The organism is Serratia sp. BNK-10 (genome assembly GCF_047456065.1).
GTDB classification, from domain to species: Bacteria; Pseudomonadota; Gammaproteobacteria; order Enterobacterales; family Enterobacteriaceae; genus Serratia; species Serratia ureilytica.
Genome location: NZ_CP179894.1, coordinates 3,547,895 through 3,569,189 on the forward strand (window position 1 = coordinate 3,547,895; position 21,295 = coordinate 3,569,189).

20 protein-coding genes are annotated in these 21,295 nt (G+C 60.4%); 11 read left to right on the forward strand and 9 right to left on the reverse strand.

Annotated elements, in window-relative coordinates; translation table 11 throughout:
• Positions 1–11: 11 nt before the first annotated feature.
• On the forward strand, positions 12–2,006 hold the full coding sequence (gene tkt, locus ACMGG9_RS17165; RefSeq protein ID WP_042785165.1) for a transketolase: 1,995 nt from the start codon (positions 12–14) through the stop codon (positions 2,004–2,006).
• Between the two features lie 50 nt (positions 2,007–2,056).
• On the opposite strand, the gene nudK is transcribed toward tkt, so the two are convergent.
• Positions 2,057–2,632: a GDP-mannose pyrophosphatase NudK gene (gene nudK / locus ACMGG9_RS17170; protein ID WP_060660385.1), complete on the reverse strand. Its 576-nt coding sequence runs from the start codon at positions 2,630–2,632 to the stop codon at positions 2,057–2,059.
• A gap of 387 nt (positions 2,633–3,019) precedes the next feature.
• Between nudK and narQ the strand changes: the two genes are divergently transcribed.
• Together narQ and ACMGG9_RS17180 are read left to right on the forward strand one after the other, a co-directional pair.
• A complete protein-coding gene (gene narQ, locus ACMGG9_RS17175) occupies positions 3,020–4,696 on the forward strand; it encodes a nitrate/nitrite two-component system sensor histidine kinase NarQ (protein WP_033651518.1) in 1,677 nt (558 codons plus the stop codon).
• Positions 4,697–4,857: 161 nt separating this feature from the next.
• The gene (locus tag ACMGG9_RS17180) at positions 4,858–5,490 is read left to right on the forward strand and encodes a response regulator (protein ID WP_033651519.1); all 633 of its coding nucleotides are present in this window, start codon (positions 4,858–4,860) and stop codon (positions 5,488–5,490) included.
• 31 nt (positions 5,491–5,521) lie between these two features.
• Here the strand turns inward: ACMGG9_RS17180 and ACMGG9_RS17185 are convergent, their stop codons facing one another.
• On the reverse strand, positions 5,522–5,800 hold the full coding sequence (locus ACMGG9_RS17185; RefSeq protein ID WP_004941750.1) for a winged helix-turn-helix domain-containing protein: 279 nt from the start codon (positions 5,798–5,800) through the stop codon (positions 5,522–5,524).
• 292 nt (positions 5,801–6,092) lie between these two features.
• On the opposite strand from ACMGG9_RS17185, the gene acrD reads away from it, so the two are divergent.
• On the forward strand, positions 6,093–9,227 hold the full coding sequence (gene acrD / locus ACMGG9_RS17190; RefSeq protein WP_033643993.1) for a multidrug efflux RND transporter permease AcrD: 3,135 nt from the start codon (positions 6,093–6,095) through the stop codon (positions 9,225–9,227).
• 124 nt (positions 9,228–9,351) lie between these two features.
• Here acrD and ypfM read toward each other — a convergent pair whose 3' ends face one another.
• Positions 9,352–9,411, reverse strand: coding sequence for a protein YpfM (ypfM, locus tag ACMGG9_RS17195; RefSeq protein ID WP_100396732.1), 60 nt, complete (start codon positions 9,409–9,411; stop codon positions 9,352–9,354).
• Between the two features lie 216 nt (positions 9,412–9,627).
• Between ypfM and ACMGG9_RS17200 the strand changes: the two genes are divergently transcribed.
• The 7 genes from ACMGG9_RS17200 (at position 9,628) to ACMGG9_RS17230 (ending at position 14,455) form a co-directional block, all read left to right on the forward strand.
• Positions 9,628–10,107, forward strand: a complete 480-nt coding sequence (locus tag ACMGG9_RS17200; RefSeq protein ID WP_414161587.1) for a tetratricopeptide repeat protein — start codon at positions 9,628–9,630, stop codon at positions 10,105–10,107.
• A 9-nt stretch (positions 10,108–10,116) separates the two neighbouring features.
• Positions 10,117–10,548, forward strand: a complete 432-nt coding sequence (locus ACMGG9_RS17205) for a GNAT family N-acetyltransferase (protein WP_072627166.1) — start codon at positions 10,117–10,119, stop codon at positions 10,546–10,548.
• Positions 10,549–11,277: 729 nt separating this feature from the next.
• Positions 11,278–11,829: a LuxR C-terminal-related transcriptional regulator gene (locus ACMGG9_RS17210; RefSeq protein WP_123061883.1), complete on the forward strand. Its 552-nt coding sequence runs from the start codon at positions 11,278–11,280 to the stop codon at positions 11,827–11,829.
• Between the two features lie 256 nt (positions 11,830–12,085).
• Positions 12,086–12,472, forward strand: a complete 387-nt coding sequence (locus ACMGG9_RS17215; protein WP_228206518.1) for an ArsC family reductase — start codon at positions 12,086–12,088, stop codon at positions 12,470–12,472.
• The gene (dapE, locus tag ACMGG9_RS17220) at positions 12,469–13,596 is read left to right on the forward strand and encodes a succinyl-diaminopimelate desuccinylase (RefSeq protein WP_033643998.1); all 1,128 of its coding nucleotides are present in this window, start codon (positions 12,469–12,471) and stop codon (positions 13,594–13,596) included. Before ACMGG9_RS17215 ends, dapE begins: the two co-directional genes overlap by 4 nt.
• Positions 13,593–14,267 (forward strand): M15 family metallopeptidase, encoded by a 675-nt coding sequence (locus tag ACMGG9_RS17225; RefSeq protein ID WP_414161588.1) that lies wholly within the window; start codon positions 13,593–13,595, stop codon positions 14,265–14,267. Before dapE ends, ACMGG9_RS17225 begins: the two co-directional genes overlap by 4 nt.
• A 2-nt stretch (positions 14,268–14,269) precedes the next feature.
• Complete coding sequence (locus tag ACMGG9_RS17230) at positions 14,270–14,455, forward strand: YpfN family protein (RefSeq protein ID WP_004941720.1); 186 nt, start codon at positions 14,270–14,272, stop codon at positions 14,453–14,455.
• A gap of 30 nt (positions 14,456–14,485) precedes the next feature.
• Here ACMGG9_RS17230 and ypfH read toward each other — a convergent pair whose 3' ends face one another.
• The 6 genes from ypfH to dapA all read right to left on the reverse strand — a co-directional run bounded on the left by ypfH (position 14,486) and on the right by dapA (position 21,277).
• Complete coding sequence (ypfH, locus tag ACMGG9_RS17235; RefSeq protein ID WP_042785172.1) at positions 14,486–15,175, reverse strand: esterase; 690 nt, start codon at positions 15,173–15,175, stop codon at positions 14,486–14,488.
• Between the two features lie 120 nt (positions 15,176–15,295).
• Positions 15,296–17,308, reverse strand: a complete 2,013-nt coding sequence (locus ACMGG9_RS17240) for a tRNA(Met) cytidine acetyltransferase TmcA (RefSeq protein WP_414161589.1) — start codon at positions 17,306–17,308, stop codon at positions 15,296–15,298.
• Positions 17,309–17,364: 56 nt separating this feature from the next.
• Positions 17,365–18,234: a neutral zinc metallopeptidase gene (locus ACMGG9_RS17245; protein WP_033644002.1), complete on the reverse strand. Its 870-nt coding sequence runs from the start codon at positions 18,232–18,234 to the stop codon at positions 17,365–17,367.
• A gap of 209 nt (positions 18,235–18,443) precedes the next feature.
• Positions 18,444–19,157, reverse strand: a complete 714-nt coding sequence (gene purC / locus ACMGG9_RS17250; protein WP_033644003.1) for a phosphoribosylaminoimidazolesuccinocarboxamide synthase — start codon at positions 19,155–19,157, stop codon at positions 18,444–18,446.
• A 169-nt stretch (positions 19,158–19,326) separates the two neighbouring features.
• Complete coding sequence (gene bamC / locus ACMGG9_RS17255) at positions 19,327–20,379, reverse strand: outer membrane protein assembly factor BamC (RefSeq protein ID WP_033644004.1); 1,053 nt, start codon at positions 20,377–20,379, stop codon at positions 19,327–19,329.
• A 16-nt stretch (positions 20,380–20,395) separates the two neighbouring features.
• On the reverse strand, positions 20,396–21,277 hold the full coding sequence (dapA, locus tag ACMGG9_RS17260) for a 4-hydroxy-tetrahydrodipicolinate synthase (protein WP_033644005.1): 882 nt from the start codon (positions 21,275–21,277) through the stop codon (positions 20,396–20,398).
• Positions 21,278–21,295: the final 18 nt, after the last annotated feature.

Here is a 21,295-nt window from a genome sequence, read left to right on the forward strand (position 1 = left end):
GGAGTTTCGTTATGTCTTCTCGTAAAGAGCTTGCCAACGCCATCCGCGCACTCAGCATGGACGCCGTACAAAAAGCAAATTCCGGCCACCCGGGGGCCCCTATGGGCATGGCGGACATCGCCGAAGTCCTGTGGCGCGACTACCTCAACCACAACCCGACTAACCCGCACTGGGCTGACCGCGACCGTTTCGTGCTCTCCAACGGCCACGGCTCCATGTTGATTTACAGCCTCCTGCACCTCACCGGCTACGACCTGCCGATGCGCGAGCTGGAAAACTTCCGTCAGCTCCATTCCAAAACACCGGGCCACCCGGAGTACGGTTACACCCCGGGCGTTGAGACCACCACCGGCCCGCTGGGCCAGGGCATCGCCAACGCCGTCGGCTTCGCCATCGCCGAACGCACCCTGGCGGCGCAGTTCAACCGCCCTGGTCACGACATCGTCGACCACCACACCTACGCCTTCATGGGCGACGGCTGCATGATGGAAGGCATCTCGCACGAAGTCTGCTCCCTGGCCGGCACCCTCAAGCTCGGCAAGCTGACCGCCTTCTACGATGACAACGGCATCTCCATCGACGGCCACGTCGACGGCTGGTTCACCGACGACACCGCCCTGCGTTTCGAAGCCTACGGCTGGCACGTGGTGCGCAACGTCGACGGCCACAACCCGGACGCCATCAAGGCCGCGATTGAAGAAGCCCGCAAGGTGACCGACAAGCCGTCGCTGCTGATGTGCAAGACCGTTATCGGCTTCGGTTCGCCGAACAAGGCCGGCACCCATGACGTGCACGGCGCCGCGCTGGGCGCCGCCGAAGTGGCCGCCACCCGCGAGCGGCTTGGCTGGAAATACGCCGCCTTTGAAATCCCGCAGGACATCTACGCCCAGTGGGACGCCAAGGAAGCCGGTCAGGCCAAAGAAGCGGCCTGGAACGACAAGTTCGCCGCCTACGCCAGGGCCTTCCCGGAACTGGCCGCCGAGTTCAAGCGCCGCATGAACGGCGAGCTGCCGGCGGACTGGAAAGCGGACGCCAAAGCGTTCGTGGAAAAACTGCAGGCCAACCCGGCCAACATCGCCAGCCGCAAGGCGTCGCAGAACGCGCTGGAAGCGTTCGGCAAGGTGCTGCCGGAGTTCCTGGGCGGCTCCGCCGACCTGGCGCCGAGCAACCTGACCATGTGGTCCGGTTCGAAAGCGCTGAACGTTGACCCGGCGGGCAACTACATTCATTACGGCGTGCGCGAGTTCGGCATGACCGCCATCACCAACGGCATCGCGCTGCACGGCGGGTTCCTGCCGTACTCGGCGACCTTCCTGATGTTCGTGGAATACGCCCGCAACGCGGTGCGCATGGCGGCGCTGATGAAGCTGCGCAACGTGTTCGTCTACACCCACGACTCCATCGGTCTGGGCGAAGACGGCCCGACCCACCAGCCGGTGGAGCAGCTGGCGAGCCTGCGCGTGACCCCGAACATGAGCACCTGGCGTCCGTGTGACCAGGTGGAATCGGCGGTGGCGTGGCAGTACGGCATCGAGCGCAACGACGGCCCGACCACGCTGGTGTTCTCGCGCCAGAACCTGACCCAGCAGCCGCGCACCGCAGAGCAGCTGGCGAACGTGTACCGCGGAGGCTACGTGCTGAAAGACTGCGCGGGCACGCCGGACGTCATCCTGATTGCCACCGGCTCCGAAGTGGGCATCACGGTGGAGGCGGCGGACAAACTGACCGCGGCGGGCCGCAAGGTGCGCGTGGTGTCGATGCCGTCGACCGACGCGTTCGACAAGCAGGATGCGGCGTACCGCGAGTCGGTGCTGCCGGCGGCGGTAACGGCGCGCGTGGCGGTGGAAGCGGGTATCGCGGACTACTGGTACAAGTACGTGGGCCTGAACGGCGCTATCGTGGGCATGACCACCTTCGGTGAGTCGGCGCCGGCGGAGCAGCTGTTCGCCGAGTTCGGCTTCACCGTGGACAACGTGGTGGCCAAGGCGCAGGCGCTGCTGAAGTAAGCCGCCGGGCGCAAGCCGATAAAAAAGCCGGTCATCATGACCGGCTTTTTTTATTCCATCACCCGATGAATCTGCAAATACTGCAGTAGCATGATGGTTTTGCCGTCTTTAATCCGGCCATCGGCGATCATCGCCACCGCGTCGCGAAACGGCAGTTCGATCACCTCAATATCTTCATCTTCAATGCCGCCGCCGGCCGCGCGCCGCTCATCGTCCTGGTATTCGGCGATAAAGAAGTGCACGATCTCGGTCACGCCGCCCGGCGACATGTACGCTTCGAAGATTTTCTTCACCTCGCTGACCTGAAAACCGGTCTCCTCCACCGCTTCGCGGCGCGCGCACTGCTCCGGAGAGTCGGCGTCCAGCAAGCCGGCGCAGGCCTCGAGCAGCATGCCGCTCTCGTTGCCGTTGACATAGGTCGGCATACGGAACTGGTTGGTCAGCACCACCGTGCCCTTGGCGCGGTTATACAGCAAAATGGTGGCGCCGTTGCCGCGATCGTAGACCTCGCGCACCTGTTGCACCGAACCGCCGTTTTTGCGTTTCAGATCGAACGTGTACTTGTGCAGCACATACCAGTTGTCCGACAGCAGCTCTTTCTTCACATTCTCAATTTTCGACGACATAACCCTTTTCCCTTGCGTGACAACGTGAAGATCATACCGCGATTAGGCCGCGCCGCGGCAGACGATTTGCAACAAAAATCACACCGCGCCCCGCCGGACAAGCCGGGACTTAACATTGCTTAAAATAATGAAAAATAAGTCGCGCTCAGGCGCATGAGATTGCATAAAACCCAGTGCGATTCGCCCCCCAAAGACAAATCGTCAGAGGAAACCGGCCCGCCGCTGAAAATCGACGGGCGTTTCGCTATTCATTTGATTACACAACCACAATTGTTCCCGTTTTGTTGACAACTTGATACAAATCGCGGTGCATTTTAGTTGCAAAAGTTATAGTTTTGCTTTCGAATGAAACTGGCGACGCGCCCTACCTGAGAGAAGGATCCTTGATTGCTTGTTAAACGTTCCGTGACCGGCAGCCTGGCCAAAGCGCTGTTCGGCATCGTGATACTGTCGGTGCTCGCCACCGGGTTGGCGTTGACCACCGTCGCCGGCAGCCAGAGCGATGCCGAAGCGATCAATATCGCCGGTTCGCTGCGCATGCAAAGCTACCGGTTGGCCTTCGATCTCGACCAGCAGAGCCCAGAGCTGGAGCTGCACCTGCAGCAATACCGGGAGTCATTGCAGGCGCCGGCGCTGCAAAAACTGGCGCGCTTCTACGTACCGGCTGAGGTGCGCAACCATTATCTGGCGCTGCAACAGGCGTGGCAAACGATGGAGCGGCAGATCCGCAACGGGCAGGCGATCGCCTATCGGGCGGAGGTCGCCGGCCACGTCAATCGCGTTGACCATTTCGTGTCCGCCCTGCAGCGCTATTCCGAACTGAAACTGACCCTGGTGGCCGCCGTCAGCGTGCTGGGTTACGCCGCCATCATCGGTCTGGTGCTGTTTTGCATTCGTTTCATGCGCCGCCAGGTGGTCACCCCGCTGCAGCATCTGGTCGACGCCAGCCAGCGCGTGCAACAAGGGGATTTTCGCCACCCGCAGTTGGACGTGACGTTGCCGAACGAGCTCGGCGTGCTGTCGCAAACCTTCAGCGCCATGTCGGACGAACTGGCCCGGCTCTATCAGTCGCTGGAGCTGAAGGTACAGGAAAAAACCCAACGTCTGCAGCAGGCCAATGAAACGCTTGAGGTGCTGTATCGCTGCTCGCAGGCGCTGAGCGTGCGCCAGCTCGATCAGCAGGCGTTCGAAAATGTGCTGCGCATCGTGCGCCAAAGCGAACGGCTGCGCTGCATCCAGCTGAACGTAGCGGACGGCCAGGGCCAGTGGCGGCTGAGCGAAGGGGAAGCGGCGCCGACGCAGGCCTGGAACGCGCTGCCGATCACCCAGGGCGACAAGCCGCTGGGCGAGTTGCGCTGGCAGCCCGAGGCGCACCCGCCGCACCCTCACCTGATGCAGAGCCTGGCCAATATGTTGGGCCGCGGCGTTTACTTCAACCGGGCACAAAAGCAGCACCAATATCTGCTGTTGATGGAAGAGCGTGCGACCATCGCCCGCGAGCTGCACGATTCGCTGGCGCAGACGCTGTCGTTCCTGCGCATCCAGCTGACGCTGCTGCGGCGCAGCGCCACCGATCCGGCGGCGCAGACCATTATCGACGATTTCGATCGCACGCTGGCCGATGCCTATCGCCAACTGAGAGAGCTGCTGGCCACCTTCCGCCTCAACATTCAGGAGGCGGATCTGAACGCCGCGCTGGAGCAGCTGCTGCAGCCATTAAAAGCGCTAACCCCCGCGCGGATTCAGTTACACTGTCGGCTGTCTTCGCAGGCGCTCAACGCCCAGCAGCAGGTGCACGCGCTGCAGATCGTGCGCGAGGCGGTGCTCAATGCCGTCAAGCACGCCGGGGCGAACGAGATTACGGTGTGTTGCGAGGTCAACGCCGCAGGCGACAACGTTTTCAGCATTACCGACGACGGTTGCGGCATCGCCAGTCTGGAGGAACCGGAAGGGCATTATGGTTTGACCATCATGAGCGAACGCGCGGCGCGATTGGGAGGAACGCTGCACATTCAGCGCAGAAGCGGCGGCGGCACGGCGGTTTGCCTGACATTCTCGCCCTGACCTTACGGCTGTTCATTCTGCGTTACGGTTGCCGCCGGGCGGAAGGCCGTCCGGGGAGGTTTACGGCGCTGATTGCCGCTATTTTTGAAGAGACAGTCCCACTGTGAAGCACGCCGCAGGGCGCGTTTGAGTGGCTTTACTTGCTACAGGGAGCATATTTCATGGTGATGAAGCAATACCGAGTCATGATCGTTGACGATCATCCGTTGATGCGGCGCGGCATCAAACAACTGCTGGGACTGGATGCGCGATTTGGCGTGGTAGCGGAGGCCGGCAACGGCAGCGAGGCGGTTGCGCTGGCGCTGCAGCACGCCCCGGACGTGATCTTGTTGGATCTGAACATGAAGGGCATGTCCGGGCTGGACACGCTGCGGGCCCTGCGCGACGAAGGCGTGGACGCGCGCATCATCGTGCTGACGGTCTCCGACGCGCGCAGCGATCTGTATGCGCTGATCGACGCCGGCGCCGACGGCTACCTGCTGAAAGACAGCGAGCCGGAACTGCTGCTGGAGCACATCGGCGCCGCCGCCGAGGGGCAGAACGTGATCAGCGACGCCATGGCCGACTATTTGCTGGCGCGCAGCGAGCAGCGCGATCCCTTTGCCGCCTTGACCGAACGTGAGCTGGATGTCTTGCAAGAGGTGGCGCGCGGCCTGTCCAACAAACAGGTAGCGGCGCAGCTGCATATCTCTGAAGAAACCGTGAAGGTGCACATCCGCAACATACTGCGCAAATTGGACGTGCGTTCTCGCGTGGCGGCGACGGTGATGTACCTGGAGCATAAAAGCCAATGAACGTCAGCCCCGGCCGCTGCGCCGGGGCAGCTTACTCGATGGCGCTGAGCAGCGCCTGATGGTGCTGGTGCACCCAGCTCTTGTTGAACGGCCCCCAGCTTTCCAGCTGATAGAAACCGTCGTTGTTGCGCACGCCCTGCTGTACGAACTGCAGCTCGACGCCCATGCCGGGCAGCGCCTTCAGCACATCCTGCAACGTGCGGCGCGGCCAACCGGTCAGCGCCATCAACCGCGGCACATTGGGCCGCTCACTGTGGCTGATCAGCCAGCACAAATAAAGCCGACGGGCAAATACCGGGTTAATTCCCATGCCAAGCTCCTGCTGTAAGGTGAGTCCTGTTTATTTCCGGTTCCGTGCGCGCGAAGAAGGCGCGCACGGCCTTCGACAGTCATAAAAATGTCTTAATCGCGTCTCGTTGTCGGCAAACAAGCGCCAACGCCGTTTTACGCTACCGTTATTTACACTATCTCCTTTTTTTCTCCACGCTTTCCTCGGCTTTCCCGAGTACAGTGCAATAGCGCCGGGATCCCTCCCTGCCGCTGAAATGCATAATTCTGATGCGTTTTAAAGATAGAACAAGTCATAACGAGGTTCGCGCTGCATGGCCAATTTTTTTATTGATCGCCCGATTTTCGCCTGGGTGCTGGCAATAATTCTTTGCCTGACCGGCGCGTTGGCGATTTTTTCTTTACCGGTAGAACAATACCCGAATTTGGCGCCGCCGAACGTGCGCATCAGCGCAACTTATCCAGGCGCTTCGGCGCAAACGCTGGAAAACACCGTCACGCAGATCATTGAACAGAATATGACCGGCCTCGACAACATGATGTATATGTCGTCGCAGAGCACCAATACCGGCCAGGCGACCGTCACGCTGACGTTCGAAGCCGGCACCGACCCCAACGAAGCGATGCAGCAGGTGCAAAACCAGCTGCAGGCGGCGATCAAACGTCTGCCGCAGGCGGTGCAGAATCAGGGGGTCACGGTCTCGAAATCCGGCGATACCACGCTGATGATGGTGGCATTCGTCTCCACCGACAACAGCATGGACAAGCAGGACATCGCCGATTACATCGTCTCCAACCTGCAGGATCCGCTCAGCCGCATCAACGGCGTCGGCAGCATGGACGTCTACGGCTCGCAGTACGCCATGCGCATTTGGCTCGATCCCAACAAGCTCAACAGCTATCAGCTCACGACCCAGGACGTGGTCAAAGCCATTCAGTCGCAGAACGCCCAGGTGGCGGTCGGCCAGTTGGGCGGCACGCCGTCGGTCGATAAACAGGCGCTGAACGCCACCATCAACGCCCAGTCGCAGCTCCAGACGCCGGAGCAGTTCCGCCAGATCACCCTGCGGGTCAATCAGGACGGTTCGCTGGTGACGCTGGGCAACGTCGCTACCGTTGAGTTGGGCGGCGAGAACTACAACTACCTCAGCCGCTACAACGGCATGCAGGCCGCCGGCATGAACATCAAGCTGGCTTCCGGCGCCAACGAACTGCAGACCGACCAGTTGGTGAAGGACAAAATCGCCGAGCTGTCGCAATACTTCCCGCACGGACTGGAAGCCAAAGTGGCCTATGAAACCACCCCGTTCGTCAAAGCCTCGATCAAGGACGTGGTGAAAACGCTGCTGGAGGCCATCCTGCTGGTGTTCCTGGTCATGTACCTGTTCCTGCAGAACTTCCGCGCTACCCTGATCCCCACCATCGCCGTGCCGGTGGTGCTGATGGGCACTTTCGCCATCCTCTCCGCCTGCGGCTTCAGCATCAACACCCTCACCATGTTCGCCATGGTGCTGGCGATCGGCCTGCTGGTGGACGACGCTATCGTGGTAGTGGAGAACGTCGAGCGCGTGATGAGCGAGGAAGGCTTGCCGCCGCGAGAGGCCACGCGCAAATCCATGGGGCAGATCCAGAGCGCGCTGGTCGGCATCGCTCTTGTGCTGTCGGCGGTGTTCGTGCCGATGGCGTTCTTCGGCGGCACCACCGGCGCCATCTATCGCCAGTTCTCCATCACCATCGTCTCCGCCATGGTGCTGTCGGTGCTGGTGGCGATGATCCTGACCCCGGCCCTGTGCGCGACGCTGCTTAAACCGATCGCCAAGGGGCATCATCACGGCAAGCGCGGCTTCTTCGGCTGGTTCAACCGCATGTTCAACCGCAATGCCGATCGCTATGAGCGCGGCGTGGGGCGCATCCTGCACGCCAGCGGCCGCTATATGGTGATTTATCTGCTGCTGCTCGGCGGCATGGCGCTGCTGTTCATCAAGCTGCCGACCTCGTTCCTGCCGCAGGAAGACCGCGGCATCTTCACCGTACAGGTGCAGCTGCCGGCAGGATCGACCCTGCAGCAAACGTCCAAAGTGGTGGAGAAGGTCGAGCAGTACTTCCTCACCGAAGAGAAACAGGACGTGTTGTCGGTGTTCGCCATCATCGGCTCCGGGCCGGGGGGCAACGGCCAAAACGTGGCGCGCCTGTTTGTCCGGCTGAAAGACTGGGACCTGCGCGCCTCGGGCGCCAACAGCTCATTCGACATCATCGATCGCGCGACTCAGGCATTCAGCAAGATTAACGAAGCCCGGGTGATCGCCAGCAGTCCGCCGGCGATCACCGGCCTCGGCAACTCCTCCGGCTTCGATATGGAGTTGGAAGACCACGCCGGCCTCGGCCACGCCAAGCTGATGGCGGCGCGCGATCAATTGCTGCAGCTCGCCGGGCAAAATCCGCTGCTGTCGCGCGTGCGCCACAACGGCCTGGACGACAGCCCGCAGTTGCAAATCGATATCGATCAACGCAAGGCTCAGGCGCTGGGCGTGTCGATCGACGACATCAACAGCACGCTCTCTACCGCCTGGGGCTCGACCTACGTCAATGACTTCGTCGATCGCGGCCGGGTGAAAAAAGTCTACGTGCAGGCTGCGGCGCCGTTCCGCATGCTGCCGGATGACATCAACAAATGGTATGTGCGCAACAGCACGGGCGGCATGGTGCCGTTCTCGGCCTTCGCCAGCTCGCACTGGGAGTATGGTTCGCCACGGCTGGAACGCTATAACGGCAGCTCGGCGCTGGAGATTGTCGGCGAAGCGGCCAACGGCGTCAGCACCGGCACCGCCATGGCGGAAATGGAGAAACTGGTCAGCCAGCTGCCGACCGGCTTCGGTCTGGAATGGACGGCGATGTCCTATCAGGAACGGCTGTCCGGCTCGCAGGCGCCGGCGCTGTACGCCATCTCGCTGCTGGTGGTGTTCCTGTGTCTGGCGGCGTTGTACGAGAGCTGGTCAATTCCGTTCTCGGTGATGTTGGTGGTGCCGCTGGGGGTGATCGGCGCGGTCGCCGCCACCTGGCTGCGCGGCCTGGAGAACGACGTTTATTTCCAGGTCGGCCTGCTGACCATCATTGGGCTGTCGGCGAAAAACGCCATTCTGATCGTCGAGTTCGCCAATGAGCTGAACCAGAAAGGGCAGGATCTGATGTCGGCGACGCTCGACGCGTCGCGCATGCGCCTGCGGCCGATCCTGATGACCTCGCTGGCGTTCATCTTCGGCGTGCTGCCGATGGCCACCAGCAGCGGCGCCGGTTCCGGCAGCCAGCATGCGGTCGGTACCGGGGTGATGGGCGGCATGATCTCCGCCACCCTGCTGGCAATTTTCTTCGTGCCGCTGTTCTTCGTGCTGGTTCGCCGCCGCTTCCCCGGTAAAGCGCATCCTGCCGCCACACCGCCCGCCGAAGAGTGATCGGCGGCGCATAAAAAAAGCAGCGTCGGATGACCGATGCTGCTTTTTCGAACGAATATCTCGTTCCCACGGTGTTTCAGTAATTTTCCAATGACTCAACCTTGCCATCGGCTTCATCGCTGTGTCAGTTGCCCAACATCTCATCAATGAAGTCTTTCCAGTTTCCTAATTCACGATCAACCATAATACTTTACAACCTCAATTATTTGACGAAGCGGATTCTACGCCTGTTTTTTGACCATGTGAAGGGAAACGGGAACGATGCCGGGCCCGGAAACCGGGGTTAGCGCACATTTTCGTATTTATCTGATCAATGTTCAGTGCGGCTATTCCCTTGTGATATCAATTTCTCCACGATAGCGTGTAAAAGGTATAACAATACGCCAATGGAGCGCCGATCATGTCCACCTCTTTGTCTGTCTCACAGTTGAAAGCGCAAGGTCATTATCAGGAAGCCACTGCGCTGGCGTTGCGGCAACTGGCGGCAGAGCCGGAAGCGGCGATGCTGCATTTTCAGCTGGCCTGCCTGTACGACGTTCAGGGTTTGGAGCGACAGGCGATTCCCTGCTACCTCGCGGCGTTGGATCGCGATTTGCCGCCCGCCCAGCGCCGTGAAGCCTGGCTGGGCCTCGGCAGCACTTACCGCGCCCTGGGGAAATACCCGGCTTCGCTGTGCGCTTTCGACGATGGCCTGGCTGAATTCCCGCAGGCCAACGAGCTGAGGCTGTTTCGTGCCATGACGCTGTACAACCTGGATGAAGGTAAACGGGCCGTGGCCGATCTGTTGTTGTTGCTGGCGGAAACCTCGTCAGACCCCGACATCCGCGGCTATCAGCGCGCCATTAGGCACTATGCCGCCGATCTCAATCATATTGATTAGAGGAAAACGATGGAAATCATCACCGATATGAACCGCCGCGCCATCGACTGGCGGCGGCTGTGTGAATTGCTGCAGGCCGCCGGGCTGGGCGAACGCGATCCGCATACGCTGCAACGCGTTTATCAACACAGCCAGTTTTGCTATTGGGGGTTTATCGGCGATGAGCTGATCGCCACCGCGCATGCCATCAGCGATTTGACTTCGGTCGCTTACCTGGCCGACGTGGCGATCGATCCACGCTTTCAGGGGCAGGGATTGGGGCGCCGGTTGATGGACCGGGTAATGCAAGATCTGGCGCCGCTCGGCAAGATTTTCATCTATTCGGTGCCGGAAAAACTGGCTTTCTATAAAAAGTACGGTTTTCACGATTTGACCACCGGCATGGTGTTCGCAGAAGGGGATGCTCTGCAGCGTTTGCAACAGGGGGGCTACGTGCGTTAATCGCGCATTACAACATTCGGCTGATAAAAATACGGCGGCAAATGCCCCCGCAGAATTGCTGCCGCTGTCAGGATCTTTCACCACGGCCGACGATTGTCGTAGCCGATATATTCATCGTTAACGCGATCCAATCCGTCCACAAGACAAGACGCTATTTCCGACGTGATCTTATCGGAAATTTCGATCCGGCATTCTTTCATGCCGTTCCCCCGTATAAATCCTCCCCACTTGCACAACGCTCGCAGCTTAAAACATCGCATTTTTTGATTAAGATTTATCTTTGCCATTAATTTGGCGCGGGCCATGAGATTGTCCCAGCACACTCTTTGAACTGAGTTAAAAATAAGCGACGCCCCTCACTAAAAAGCAAGAAATATCTTAATTATTAATTCATTAGCATCCCCTCCCTCACAAAAACGATCGATATTAACGATCGAATATTTTATTTTGATAGCCACTTTCTATGTTAATTCCTTTTAATAACCTGAGTATTAATAGAGGATTTCTATTCTATCCCTCTTTCTTCACTGGGCAACTCGATTAAAAACCAAATTTACTCTTTATAAATCATGCTAGTATATGGGGCTTTCCTGATTGTCCACCGCAGGATAGCGTTCTTTCCCTGCGGCGCCCAATAAGTTCAATGTGAAATTATTTAGATTGTTTCTTTTTTTATGTTTTAAGATATCAATCCTCACCGGGAAATAGAAATTAAGGGATTATAATAAAATGAAAATTGATATTTTCAGTGCGTGTGCCTATACCGCTATCGGCATCCGGCAGCTCATCAATCAAACCTGGGCGGAGAAACGCGCGCCGGCCGGCTTTAGCCGCAAAAGGGTCTGCTTTATCGATGTCACCATCGCCAATTTTGAAGCGCGCTACCGCGATGAATATGCCAACCCCAATACCTACAAAATAGTCATTATCACCGACTGCCTGCATGACATGGTGATTGTCGACAATAAGACCATTATATTATCAAACCTTATATCATTGAGCCGCTTCAGCCACCTGATCGGCGACTTATATAAGCGCTACAGCCACTATACCGAGCCGCCGCAACTCTCTCAGCGCGAGTCGCATTTTCTCTCGGAATGGTCGACGGGAAAATCGCTGGCCGACATCAGCAATGCCATGAATATCAGAAATAAAACCGCCAATCATTACAAGTCACGAATAATGAAAAAACTCGGCGCCAGCCGGATAAAACCGCTCTTGCATATTACCCGCGTACGGTGTTTGACCGATCGTTTAAACATAAGGATCAATAAAGAGTAGCTCTCTCTCCGCCAGCTCTGCATTGGCGGCAGAACGCTTTCGCCGGCGCCTTTTCACCAGCACGGTCGGCGAAGGCAGCCGTTCAACCACGTTGCCGACCTCTTATCCCTGGCGCGCAATCGCACCTCGCACGCATCGTTGTCTGGATCTCGCCGCCGCTTTACTGGCATTATCTCTGCTATCGCCGGGCGGCTAGCGGGCCAAAGATCGCCCACGCCGCTCAGTATCGACTCGACGAGACAGGTAGCTTTACGCCATGGCAAACAAACCGCAACAGACAACGCTGACGATGTACGGCATCAAAAACTGCGACACCATCAAAAAAGCCCGCCGCTGGCTGGAAGATCAGGGCGTGGCCTATCATTTTCACGACTATCGCGCCGACGGCCTGGACGAACAACGGCTGCGCGGTTTCGTCGCGCAACTGGGGTGGGAGCCGCTGCTCAATACCCGCGGCACCACCTGGCGCAAGCTGGATGAAGCGCAGCGCAACGCCTGCAATAACGCCGACGCCGCCATCGCGCTGATGCTGGCACAGCCGGCGATCATCAAACGCCCGTTGCTGGACGCCGGCAACGGGCGCGCCCTGCTCGGTTTCAACGCCGACGCTTACCAGCAATTTATCGCCGAGGTCGCCGTATGACTTGCCCGGTTATCGAACTGGCTCAGCAACTGATCAAACGCCCTTCCCTCAGCCCAAATGATGAAGGCTGCCAGCAGCTGATGATCGATCGCCTGCAGGCGATCGGTTTCACCGTCGAAGCAATGGACTTCGAAGACACTCAAAACTTCTGGGCCTGGCGCGGCGAAGGGCAAACCCTGGCGTTTGCCGGGCACACCGACGTGGTGCCGACCGGCGATGAAAAGCGCTGGGACAACCCGCCGTTTGAACCGGCGATCCGCGACGGCATGCTGTACGGCCGCGGCGCGGCGGATATGAAAGGGTCATTGGCCGCGATGGTGGTTGCGGCGGAACGCTTTGTCGCCGCCAACCCGAATCACCGGGGCCGCCTCGCTTTTCTGATCACTTCGGATGAAGAGGCCAGCGCCACTCACGGCACGGTTAAAGTGGTTGAAGCGCTGATGGCGCGCAACGAACGGCTGGATTACTGCCTGGTCGGCGAGCCGTCCAGCACCGAGCGCGTCGGCGACGTGGTGAAAAATGGCCGTCGCGGCTCGATCACCGCCAACCTGCATATCCACGGCGTACAAGGGCACGTCGCCTATCCGCATCTGGCGGACAATCCGGTGCACCGCGCCATGCCGGCGCTGAATGAACTGGTGGCGATAGAATGGGATCGCGGCAACGAGTTCTTCCCGCCGACCAGCATGCAGATCGCCAACGTGCAGGCCGGCACCGGTAGCAATAACGTGATCCCAGGCGATTTCTACGTGCAGTTCAACTTCCGTTTCAGCACCGAACTGACCGACGCGATGATCAAGCAGCGCGTGGAAGAGCTGCTGGAACGCCATCATCTGAATTACAGCATCGAGTGGCGTCTGTCCGGCCAGCCGTTCCTCACCTCGCGTGGCGCGCTGGTGGATGCGGTGGTCAACGCCGTCGAGCACTATTCTGAATTGACGCCGCAGCTGTTGACCACCGGCGGCACCTCCGACGGCCGCTTCATCGCGCAGATGGGTGCGCAGGTGGTGGAGCTGGGGCCGGTCAACGCCACCATCCACAAGGTCAACGAATGCGTCAACGCCGCGGATCTGCAGCTGCTGAGCCGCATGTATCAACGCATCATGGAGCAATTGATCGCATGATCAACGCAGAAATGCTCACCGGCCGCTCGACCGAGCACCTGGCGCCGCTGAGCGGCAACCATCTGCTGCAGGCGGATGCCGTCAACGCGTTCCTGGCGATGCAGCAGGCGGCGCGTGCGGCGGGATTCGATCTCCAGCCCGCCAGCACCTTCCGCGATTTTGACCGGCAGTTGGCCATCTGGAATGGCAAATTCTGCGGCCAGCGGCCAGTATTAGATAAGGACAGTCAACCGATCGACGTCGCGCCGCTGTCCGCCGCCGAGCGCTGTGAGGCGATCCTGCGCTGGTCGGCTCTGCCGGGCGCCAGCCGCCACCACTGGGGCAGCGATCTGGACGTGTACGATCCGTCGCTATTGCCGGAAGGGCAAAAGCTGCAGCTGGAACCGTGGGAATATGAGGAAGGCGGCTACTTTGCGCCCCTTAACCAGTGGCTGACGGCGCATATGACCGAATTCGGTTTCTACCGCCCCTTCACCGAAGACTGCGGCGGCGTGGCGGTGGAGCCGTGGCATCTGAGCTACCGGCCGCTGGCGCAAGAAGCCGAACACTTGCTGACGCCGGCGCTGTTGCTGGCGGCCTGGCAAGACAAGGAGGTCGCCGGTGCCGAATGGCTCGAACGCCATCTGCCATCGATTTTTTCGCGTTTTATACGCAGTAAAGGAAAGGAGTAGCTATGCAATGGTTAGCTGATTACTGGTGGATTATCCTGCTGGTTCTGGTGGGGATGGTCGTCAGCGGCATCAAGGAACTGCGCCGCGTTGACGTCAAAAGCTATCTGGCCAACAAGCCGGAGATACCGCCGCACCGCGACAACAACGCCCAGTGGGATGACGAAGACGACTGGCCGAAGAAGAAGTGATATCAGGGCGCTCATCGGCGCCCTGAATTTTTAGCGGAAGGCGATCAGCTCGCCGCGCTTGCCGGACAAGGCTTCGTCCCAGTAGCGCTGCGGCACATAGTAATGCAACCTTTCCAGCGCGGCGTTCATCATGCCCTGGTTGATCGCATGCCCAACGTCCTGTTCCACGTCCAGCGTGAAATCGGCGCCGTTGGTCCGCAACGCCTCCGCCGCCGCGTGAGCGTGCTGCACCGCGATCACCGCGTCCTCTTCGCCGTGGATCAAATGCACCACGCTGTCGCCGAACGCCTGCTCAGGCAACTGGGCGAAACGCCCGCTGAACGCGACCACTCGCCCGGCGAGGCGGGTTTCCGCCTTCAACGCCTCCAGCGCCATGATCGCTCCCTGCGAGAACCCCACCAGGGCAGTGCCGGCATAGCCAACGCCGCTCAGCTGCTGCCAATGGCGCACCACGGCCACAAACTGCGGCATTACGTCTGCGATGCGGGCCACGCGGTTCTCTTCGGTCACGTCCTGCACCGAAAACCACTGGCGGCCTGCGCCGTTGCCAAACGCTGCGGGGCCACCGATGCTTACCACCTGCGCCTGGGGAAACTCTTTGGCGAAGTAACTGCCGATCTCCCCCATCGCCACCGGGTTGTCGCCGACACCGTGAAACAGCAAGATCAGCTGCGCCGCCGGGGTCGCCGGGCTTTGGACAACGAAATGCTCATGTTTCATCGATGACTCCTTAATAGTAACCAAACCTGACGCAGCGACTGTCGTCGCCGCACCGCTGACAGCCACTATACGCCGCTGAGAAATCGGGAAAATCGGGTTTTATTGAGCAAGTTCTTCAATTTATTGCAATGACTGCGCCCAGTCGCGCCAGTAGCGGCAGTGCTGCGCATTCAGCTGTTCCAGCGCCTGCGCCGTTTCATGCCGCCAGTGGCGCAGCAAGGCTTTCTGGCCGCTGACGCCCGCCCGCTCTGCGCACTCCGCGGGAGAGTGCCGCCGCTGCAGATGGCCGCGCAGTGCGGGCAGCGGCAGACTGCTGGCCAACAGCAACCGCTGCAACGCCCCCAGGCTGGCCTCCAGCGGCCGATGGGCAAAAGCGAATCCGGCCAGCTCGCGCCAGTCCTCTTCGCCGAGCGACGTATCGCCGTCGTCGCCCGGGATCGCCAGCGTAAGCTCGATACGCTGCCGCAGCCAGGGCCAGTCGCGCGCCAGATGCTTGTGTGCCGCGTGCCGCAGCGCCTCTCCTTGCTCGCTCAGGGGCAAGATCGCCATCGCGGTATAGCAGCCGCTGCTGGCCTCCGGCTTGCTGCCGATGCGCACCAGCTCAAAACCGCAGGATTGCCAAAAGCGCCACAGCGGCTCGGTATAGCCGAAGCTGACCGACAGGAAGTCCAGCCCCTGCGCCTGGCGGCGTTGCCGCTCGATCAATTGGCGCGCGATACCCCGCCGCCGCAATGCCGGCAGCGTCGCAATGCGGGTAATGCGCCGTGAACGCAGCGTCGGCGCCCACCATTGGCCGCCATGCGCCGCCAACGACTGCGCCACCAGATTGCCGCGCGGCCGACGGCGGCCGGCCCACACGTCGTGCGCCAACTCGGCGCTCAATCCGCCTTCTTCCACCAGCCACACGGCGCCGACCACCTCCAAACCGGCCTGCGCCAGCCCAAAATGCATGCCGGGCGCATCCATCAGCCGGCGTAAATCCAGCGGTGAGGTGCGGTAATGCGCGCTGCTCAGCAGGGCGTAGAAACGCGCCAGCCGCTGCGGATCGGCGCACAGCTCGCGTTGTTCCGCCTGGCTGTAATCGATCGCCTGGCCATCCGCCGGCCAGGCGGGCAGCTCGTTGAACAACAGCGCATTGTCCGTTATCCGTTCCAGCGCATCCCCCTGCGCCCAGCGCATCGGCTGCTGCAGGCTCAGCGCCTGATAGGCCGGCAGCCCGGCGCAAAACTTCAGCAGAAAACCGCGGCCGGTGCCTTCATAGCCCTGCACCGTGGTGGTCAGCAACACGCGTGGGAAATAGCCGATCAACTGCTGCAACAGCGGCGCGGGGATCGCCGCCGCCTCATCCACCAGCAGCCACCCCACGGCGCTGACGTCGCCTTCCCGACACTGCGCCAACAAGGCATCGGGCGCCCAAAACTGCGCGCGCCCCTGCGCCCATTCTCCGGCCACCGCCGTGGCGGCGCGGCTCGGCCCGGTGATCCAGCAGATCAGCGGCGACTGCGCCACCAGCATGCCGGCCAGCGTCGATTTGCCGCGGCCGCGAGCGGCGGTCAGCACCCACACGCCGGACTCGGCCTGCAGCAGCGCCGTCAAGATCGCCTGTTGTTCCTCGGTCGGCCGGCCATCCGGCGGCTGCCACTCTTCACGCGCCGGCAGCGCGGCCAGCGTCAGGGGCTCATCCTGCCGCCAGATCGTCACTTCGCTGTCGTCGGTCAGATGCTGCTGCAGATGGCGGATGAAATGCGGGGTGGTGATCGGCTGCGGGCAATCGCTCCAGCGCAGGCTGTCGCCGTCCGGCAGCTCAGCCCATTGCCGCCAGGGCGGCGTCAACAGCAGCAGCCAGCTGCCGGCGCGCAGGGCGCCGCTCAGCGCCGCCAACGCCTCTACGTCCAGCGAATGACCGGCATCGAACACTGCGTGCAGCCGCTCCTGCCCCAGCAATTGACGCACCGCGCCGCTCGCCAACGCCGCCTGGCCGGGCGGCGAATTCTCCCCGACCCAAGGCCAGTCGCCGGGCAACGTCGCCGCCAGCCGCTGCGCCTGTTCGCGGCACCACTCGGGTTCGCCGCTGAGCACCAGCAGGCGCCGGATGCCCTGCCGCCGCATGAGTTGTTGCGCTGCCTGTAGCATAAGGCTGTATCTCAATTCGAAAAAAATGCCGGAGTCAGGCTCCGGCACGTGAGGTGTTAACGGGATGCGAAGGTGTTGCAGGTATTGGGATCGCCGCTGTCGAAGCCCTGTTTAAACCAGGTGTAGCGCTGCTGCGAAGTGCCGTGGGTAAAGCTGTCCGGCACGACGCGGCCCTGGCTCTGTTGCTGCAACCGATCGTCGCCAATCGCCTGTGCGGCATTCAGCGCCGCCTGCAGGTCGCCCTCTTCCAGCATCTGCTGCTTCTCGGCGTATTTGCCCCATACGCCGGCAAAGCAGTCCGCCTGCAGCTCCATTTTCACCGACAGGCGGTTCACTTCCGCCTGGCTGGCGCCCTGCTGCATCTGGCGGACCTTCGGCTCGATGCCCAACAGGTTCTGCACATGGTGGCCGACTTCGTGCGCCACCACATAGGCCTGAGCGAAATCACCGCCGGCGCCCAGCTTGGTCTTCATGTCCTGATAGAAAGACAGATCGATATACACCGTTCTGTCGCCCGGACAGTAGAACGGCCCCATCGCCGCCTGACCGGTGCCGCAGCTGGTGCGCGTCACGCCGCGATACATCACCAGCTTCGGCGGTTGGTAGGTTTTGCCCATGCGCTGGAAAATCTCTTTCCAGTTATCTTCGGTCGAGGCCAGCACCACCGAAGTGAATTTGGCCAATTCATCGTCTTTCGGACTGATGCTGGCGCTCTGTTGTTGACCCTGAGGAGCGACATTACCGCCGTTCAACAGCGGCGACAGATCGATGCCGTAATAGCCGGCCACCAGCACCACCACCAGAATGACGATGCCGCCCTTGCCGCGCACCGGCACGCGGAAACCGCCGCCACCGCCGCCCAAACCTGAAGACTGCCCGCGACGATCCTCAACATTGTCACTTTCCCGACGCCCTTGCCAACGCATAAATACACTCCAGATATTTCCCCTGCTCGTTGAAGATGCCGCGCGTTGGTAAGCGCAAAGGCAGCTTCAAGCCTGAGTGGGATAGGTTTTAGTCATCTCGCATCCATCATTATAAATGGTCTGCCGCGGAGGAAATGTAGAAATTTTCTGGAAAAATGCAGAACAGCGGGACGATCCGGCCGGATCGCCCCGAATGGCGGTGCCAACGCTTAGTCGAGCTTCACGCCGATGCGGCGCGCCACTTCTTCGTAGGCTTCGATCAGGCCGCCCAGGCTTTGACGGAAGCGGTCTTTGTCCATCTTGTCCAGGGTGTTTTTGTCCCACAGACGGCTGCCGTCCGGCGAGAATTCATCGCCCAGCACCACTTCGCCGTTGAACAGGCCGAATTCCAGCTTGAAATCGACCAGGATCAGGCCGGCGTCGTCGAACAGCTTGGTCAATACTTCGTTGGCGCGGTAGCTCAGCTCACGCATGCGCGCCAGATGCTCTTTGCTCACCCAGCCGAAGGTTTCGCAGTAGGATTCGTTGACCATCGGATCGTGCATGGCGTCGTTTTTCAGGAACAGATCGAACAGCGGCGGGTTCAGCACCAGACCTTCTTCGATGCCCAGACGCTTCACCAGCGAACCGGCGGCGCGGTTGCGGATCACGCATTCCACCGGCACCATGTCCAGCTTCTTCACCAGCACTTCGTTGTCGGACAGCAGACGCTCCATCTGGGTCGGGATGCCGGCTTCTTCCAGTTTGCTCATGATGAAATGGTTGAACTTGTTGTTCACCATGCCTTTGCGATCGAACTGCTCAATGCGCTGACCATCCAGTGCTGACGTATCGTTGCGGAACTCCAACACCAACAGATCGGGATTCTCGGTGGTGTAAACGGTTTTTGCCTTTCCGCGATACAGCTCAGCTAGCTTTTGCATCTTACTTACTCCAGTGATGTATCCCCGTTGTCTCCCGAGCGCGGCCCGGAATTAGGGGTATAGAATTGACCTAATGAATTCTTTGGCGTGCCGGGCACTATTGTGCCAAACCTGCGACGCAAACGATACCGTATAGATAAAACAAAAAGGGGCCGAAGCCCCTTTTTGGTTATTTAACGCTGGTTTTACTGAAGGCAGACTGGAATGCCGCCACCAGTGCGTCGTTTTTCGACTGGGTGAGCGGTTTGCCTTTCGGATCGATGAATTGCAGGCTGGTGCGGTTGTTGAGATCGCCGACCTGCAGCTTGTAATCCCCTTCCGCCAGCTCAGGATCCTTGACGCCCAACGCATCCCAATCGCTGCTGCTCAGGGACTTGTAGGTCACGGCGACGGTGCCCTGCGGACGGCTGCGGTCACCCACTTTCATCCCCAGTTTTTCGAGCGCCGGCGGCAGGCGATCCCACACCACGGTGTACGGGCCGCGCACGACCAGCATCGGCAGGCCGGTATCATCGGCGCCGCTCTGCACGTCCAGCGCGCCGAAGCGGCTGGCGGTCTGGCTGCTCGCCAGGTTGTCCTGCTTGTCCAGACCTTCGATCAGGGTGTTGATCATCATGCCGTTGTAACGCTGGATCTCAGATTGATCGGTGACCTGTTCGGTCTTGCCCTGCTGCTGCAGGCCAACGCTTTTCACCACCAGCGCCTGCTGGTAGCCTTGTTGCTGCACGCTGATCTGATAACGGCCTTCGTACTGGTTGTCTTCGTCCAGACGGTTCCACTTCACCCAGTCGGTGGTCAGGGTCTGACCGGCGTCCTGGCGGGAAGCGATCGCGATGTTCTTCGCCTGCAGCAGGCTGACGACGCGCGACCACAGGTTTTGGTTCTGCGGGCTGTTTTCCAGCAGCAGCGTGCCGCTGTCGCCGGCGTATTGCGCGCGAGAACCGCTCAGCAGCGCCAACGGCTGCACCGGCGGACGAATGTCCAGTTGCTTGCCGACGTTGCCTTGCAGCGTCGTGGCGGGCACGTCATAGTTGCCGCTCTGCACCGGCAGGATCATGCCGGACGGCGCGTTCAGCGCCTTGAGCGGAGCCGCGTCGAGGTAAGCCTCGTCGCCGCTGACCTGGCGCTTGTAGCGCTGATCGCTGCTGCAGGCCGCCAGCATCATCACCAAAGAGATGCCCACTACTTTTGCTACCGTCGACTTTTGCAATGAATAAGCCATCAAATTTCCCTTAGAGTTACAGCAAACCGACGCTTTTCAGCGCGCGCTCCACCACCGGGCGGGCGGTTTCGCTCAACGGCGTCATCGGCAGACGCAGCGTATCGGTTGCCATCAATCCCAACGCCTTACAGGCCCACTTCACCGGAATTGGGTTTGCTTCTACAAATAGATCCTGATGCAACGGCATCAAGCGCTGATTTAAGCGGCGCGCTTCGGCGAATTTGCCCTGCGCCGCCAGCGCACAAAGTTCCGCCATCTCGCGCGCAGCCACGTTGGCCGTCACGGAAATCACCCCTTTGCCGCCCAGTTGCATGAAGTCCAGCCCGCTGGCGTCGTCGCCGCTCAGCAAAATGAAGTCTTCATCGTCAACCAGCACTTGGATCTGACTAACGCGACTTAAGTTCCCCGTCGCTTCTTTTACAGCAACAATATTCTTGATTTTCGCCAGCCGAGCGATGGTCGGCGGCAGCATGTCGCAGCCGGTGCGCGAAGGCACGTTATACAGGATCTGCGGCAGCTCGGTGCTCTCGGCGATCGCCTTGAAGTGCTGATACAGCCCTTCCTGCGTCGGCTTATTGTAGTACGGCGTCACCGTCAAACAACCTACCACGCCAGTGTTGGCGAAGCGGGTGGTGAGCGCGATGGCTTCGGCGGTAGCGTTGGCGCCGGTGCCGGCGATCACCGGAATGCGGCCGTCGGCCAGCTCCAGCGTCTGCAGCACCACGTCAACGTGCTCGTCATGGGCAAGCGTTGCGGACTCGCCGGTGGTCCCTACGGAAACGATCGCCGCGGTGCCACTGGCTACATGATAATCGATCAATTTTTTCAGGCTCGCGCGATCGACAGCACCTTTGTCGTCCATCGGCGTAACCAGTGCAACAATACTTCCCGTAAACATTGGCCGTCCCCTCCACAA

Excerpts from the sequence above, each read along its gene's own strand:
- tkt (WP_042785165.1), top strand. The coding sequence starts at position 12 with ATGTCTTCTCGTAAAGAGCTTGCCAACGCCATCCGCGCACTCAGCATG.
- nudK (WP_060660385.1), bottom strand. The coding sequence starts at position 2,632 with ATGTCGTCGAAAATTGAGAATGTGAAGAAAGAGCTGCTGTCGGACAAC.
- ACMGG9_RS17180 (WP_033651519.1), top strand. The coding sequence starts at position 4,858 with ATGGTGATGAAGCAATACCGAGTCATGATCGTTGACGATCATCCGTTG.
- ACMGG9_RS17185 (WP_004941750.1), bottom strand. The coding sequence starts at position 5,800 with ATGGGAATTAACCCGGTATTTGCCCGTCGGCTTTATTTGTGCTGGCTG.
- acrD (WP_033643993.1), top strand. The coding sequence starts at position 6,093 with ATGGCCAATTTTTTTATTGATCGCCCGATTTTCGCCTGGGTGCTGGCA.
- ACMGG9_RS17200 (WP_414161587.1), top strand. The coding sequence starts at position 9,628 with ATGTCCACCTCTTTGTCTGTCTCACAGTTGAAAGCGCAAGGTCATTAT.
- ACMGG9_RS17205 (WP_072627166.1), top strand. The coding sequence starts at position 10,117 with ATGGAAATCATCACCGATATGAACCGCCGCGCCATCGACTGGCGGCGG.
- ACMGG9_RS17210 (WP_123061883.1), top strand. The coding sequence starts at position 11,278 with ATGAAAATTGATATTTTCAGTGCGTGTGCCTATACCGCTATCGGCATC.
- ACMGG9_RS17215 (WP_228206518.1), top strand. The coding sequence starts at position 12,086 with ATGGCAAACAAACCGCAACAGACAACGCTGACGATGTACGGCATCAAA.
- dapE (WP_033643998.1), top strand. The coding sequence starts at position 12,469 with ATGACTTGCCCGGTTATCGAACTGGCTCAGCAACTGATCAAACGCCCT.
- ACMGG9_RS17225 (WP_414161588.1), top strand. The coding sequence starts at position 13,593 with ATGATCAACGCAGAAATGCTCACCGGCCGCTCGACCGAGCACCTGGCG.
- ACMGG9_RS17230 (WP_004941720.1), top strand. The coding sequence starts at position 14,270 with ATGCAATGGTTAGCTGATTACTGGTGGATTATCCTGCTGGTTCTGGTG.
- ypfH (WP_042785172.1), bottom strand. The coding sequence starts at position 15,175 with ATGAAACATGAGCATTTCGTTGTCCAAAGCCCGGCGACCCCGGCGGCG.
- ACMGG9_RS17240 (WP_414161589.1), bottom strand. The coding sequence starts at position 17,308 with ATGCTACAGGCAGCGCAACAACTCATGCGGCGGCAGGGCATCCGGCGC.
- ACMGG9_RS17245 (WP_033644002.1), bottom strand. The coding sequence starts at position 18,234 with ATGCGTTGGCAAGGGCGTCGGGAAAGTGACAATGTTGAGGATCGTCGC.
- purC (WP_033644003.1), bottom strand. The coding sequence starts at position 19,157 with ATGCAAAAGCTAGCTGAGCTGTATCGCGGAAAGGCAAAAACCGTTTAC.
- bamC (WP_033644004.1), bottom strand. The coding sequence starts at position 20,379 with ATGGCTTATTCATTGCAAAAGTCGACGGTAGCAAAAGTAGTGGGCATC.
- dapA (WP_033644005.1), bottom strand. The coding sequence starts at position 21,277 with ATGTTTACGGGAAGTATTGTTGCACTGGTTACGCCGATGGACGACAAA.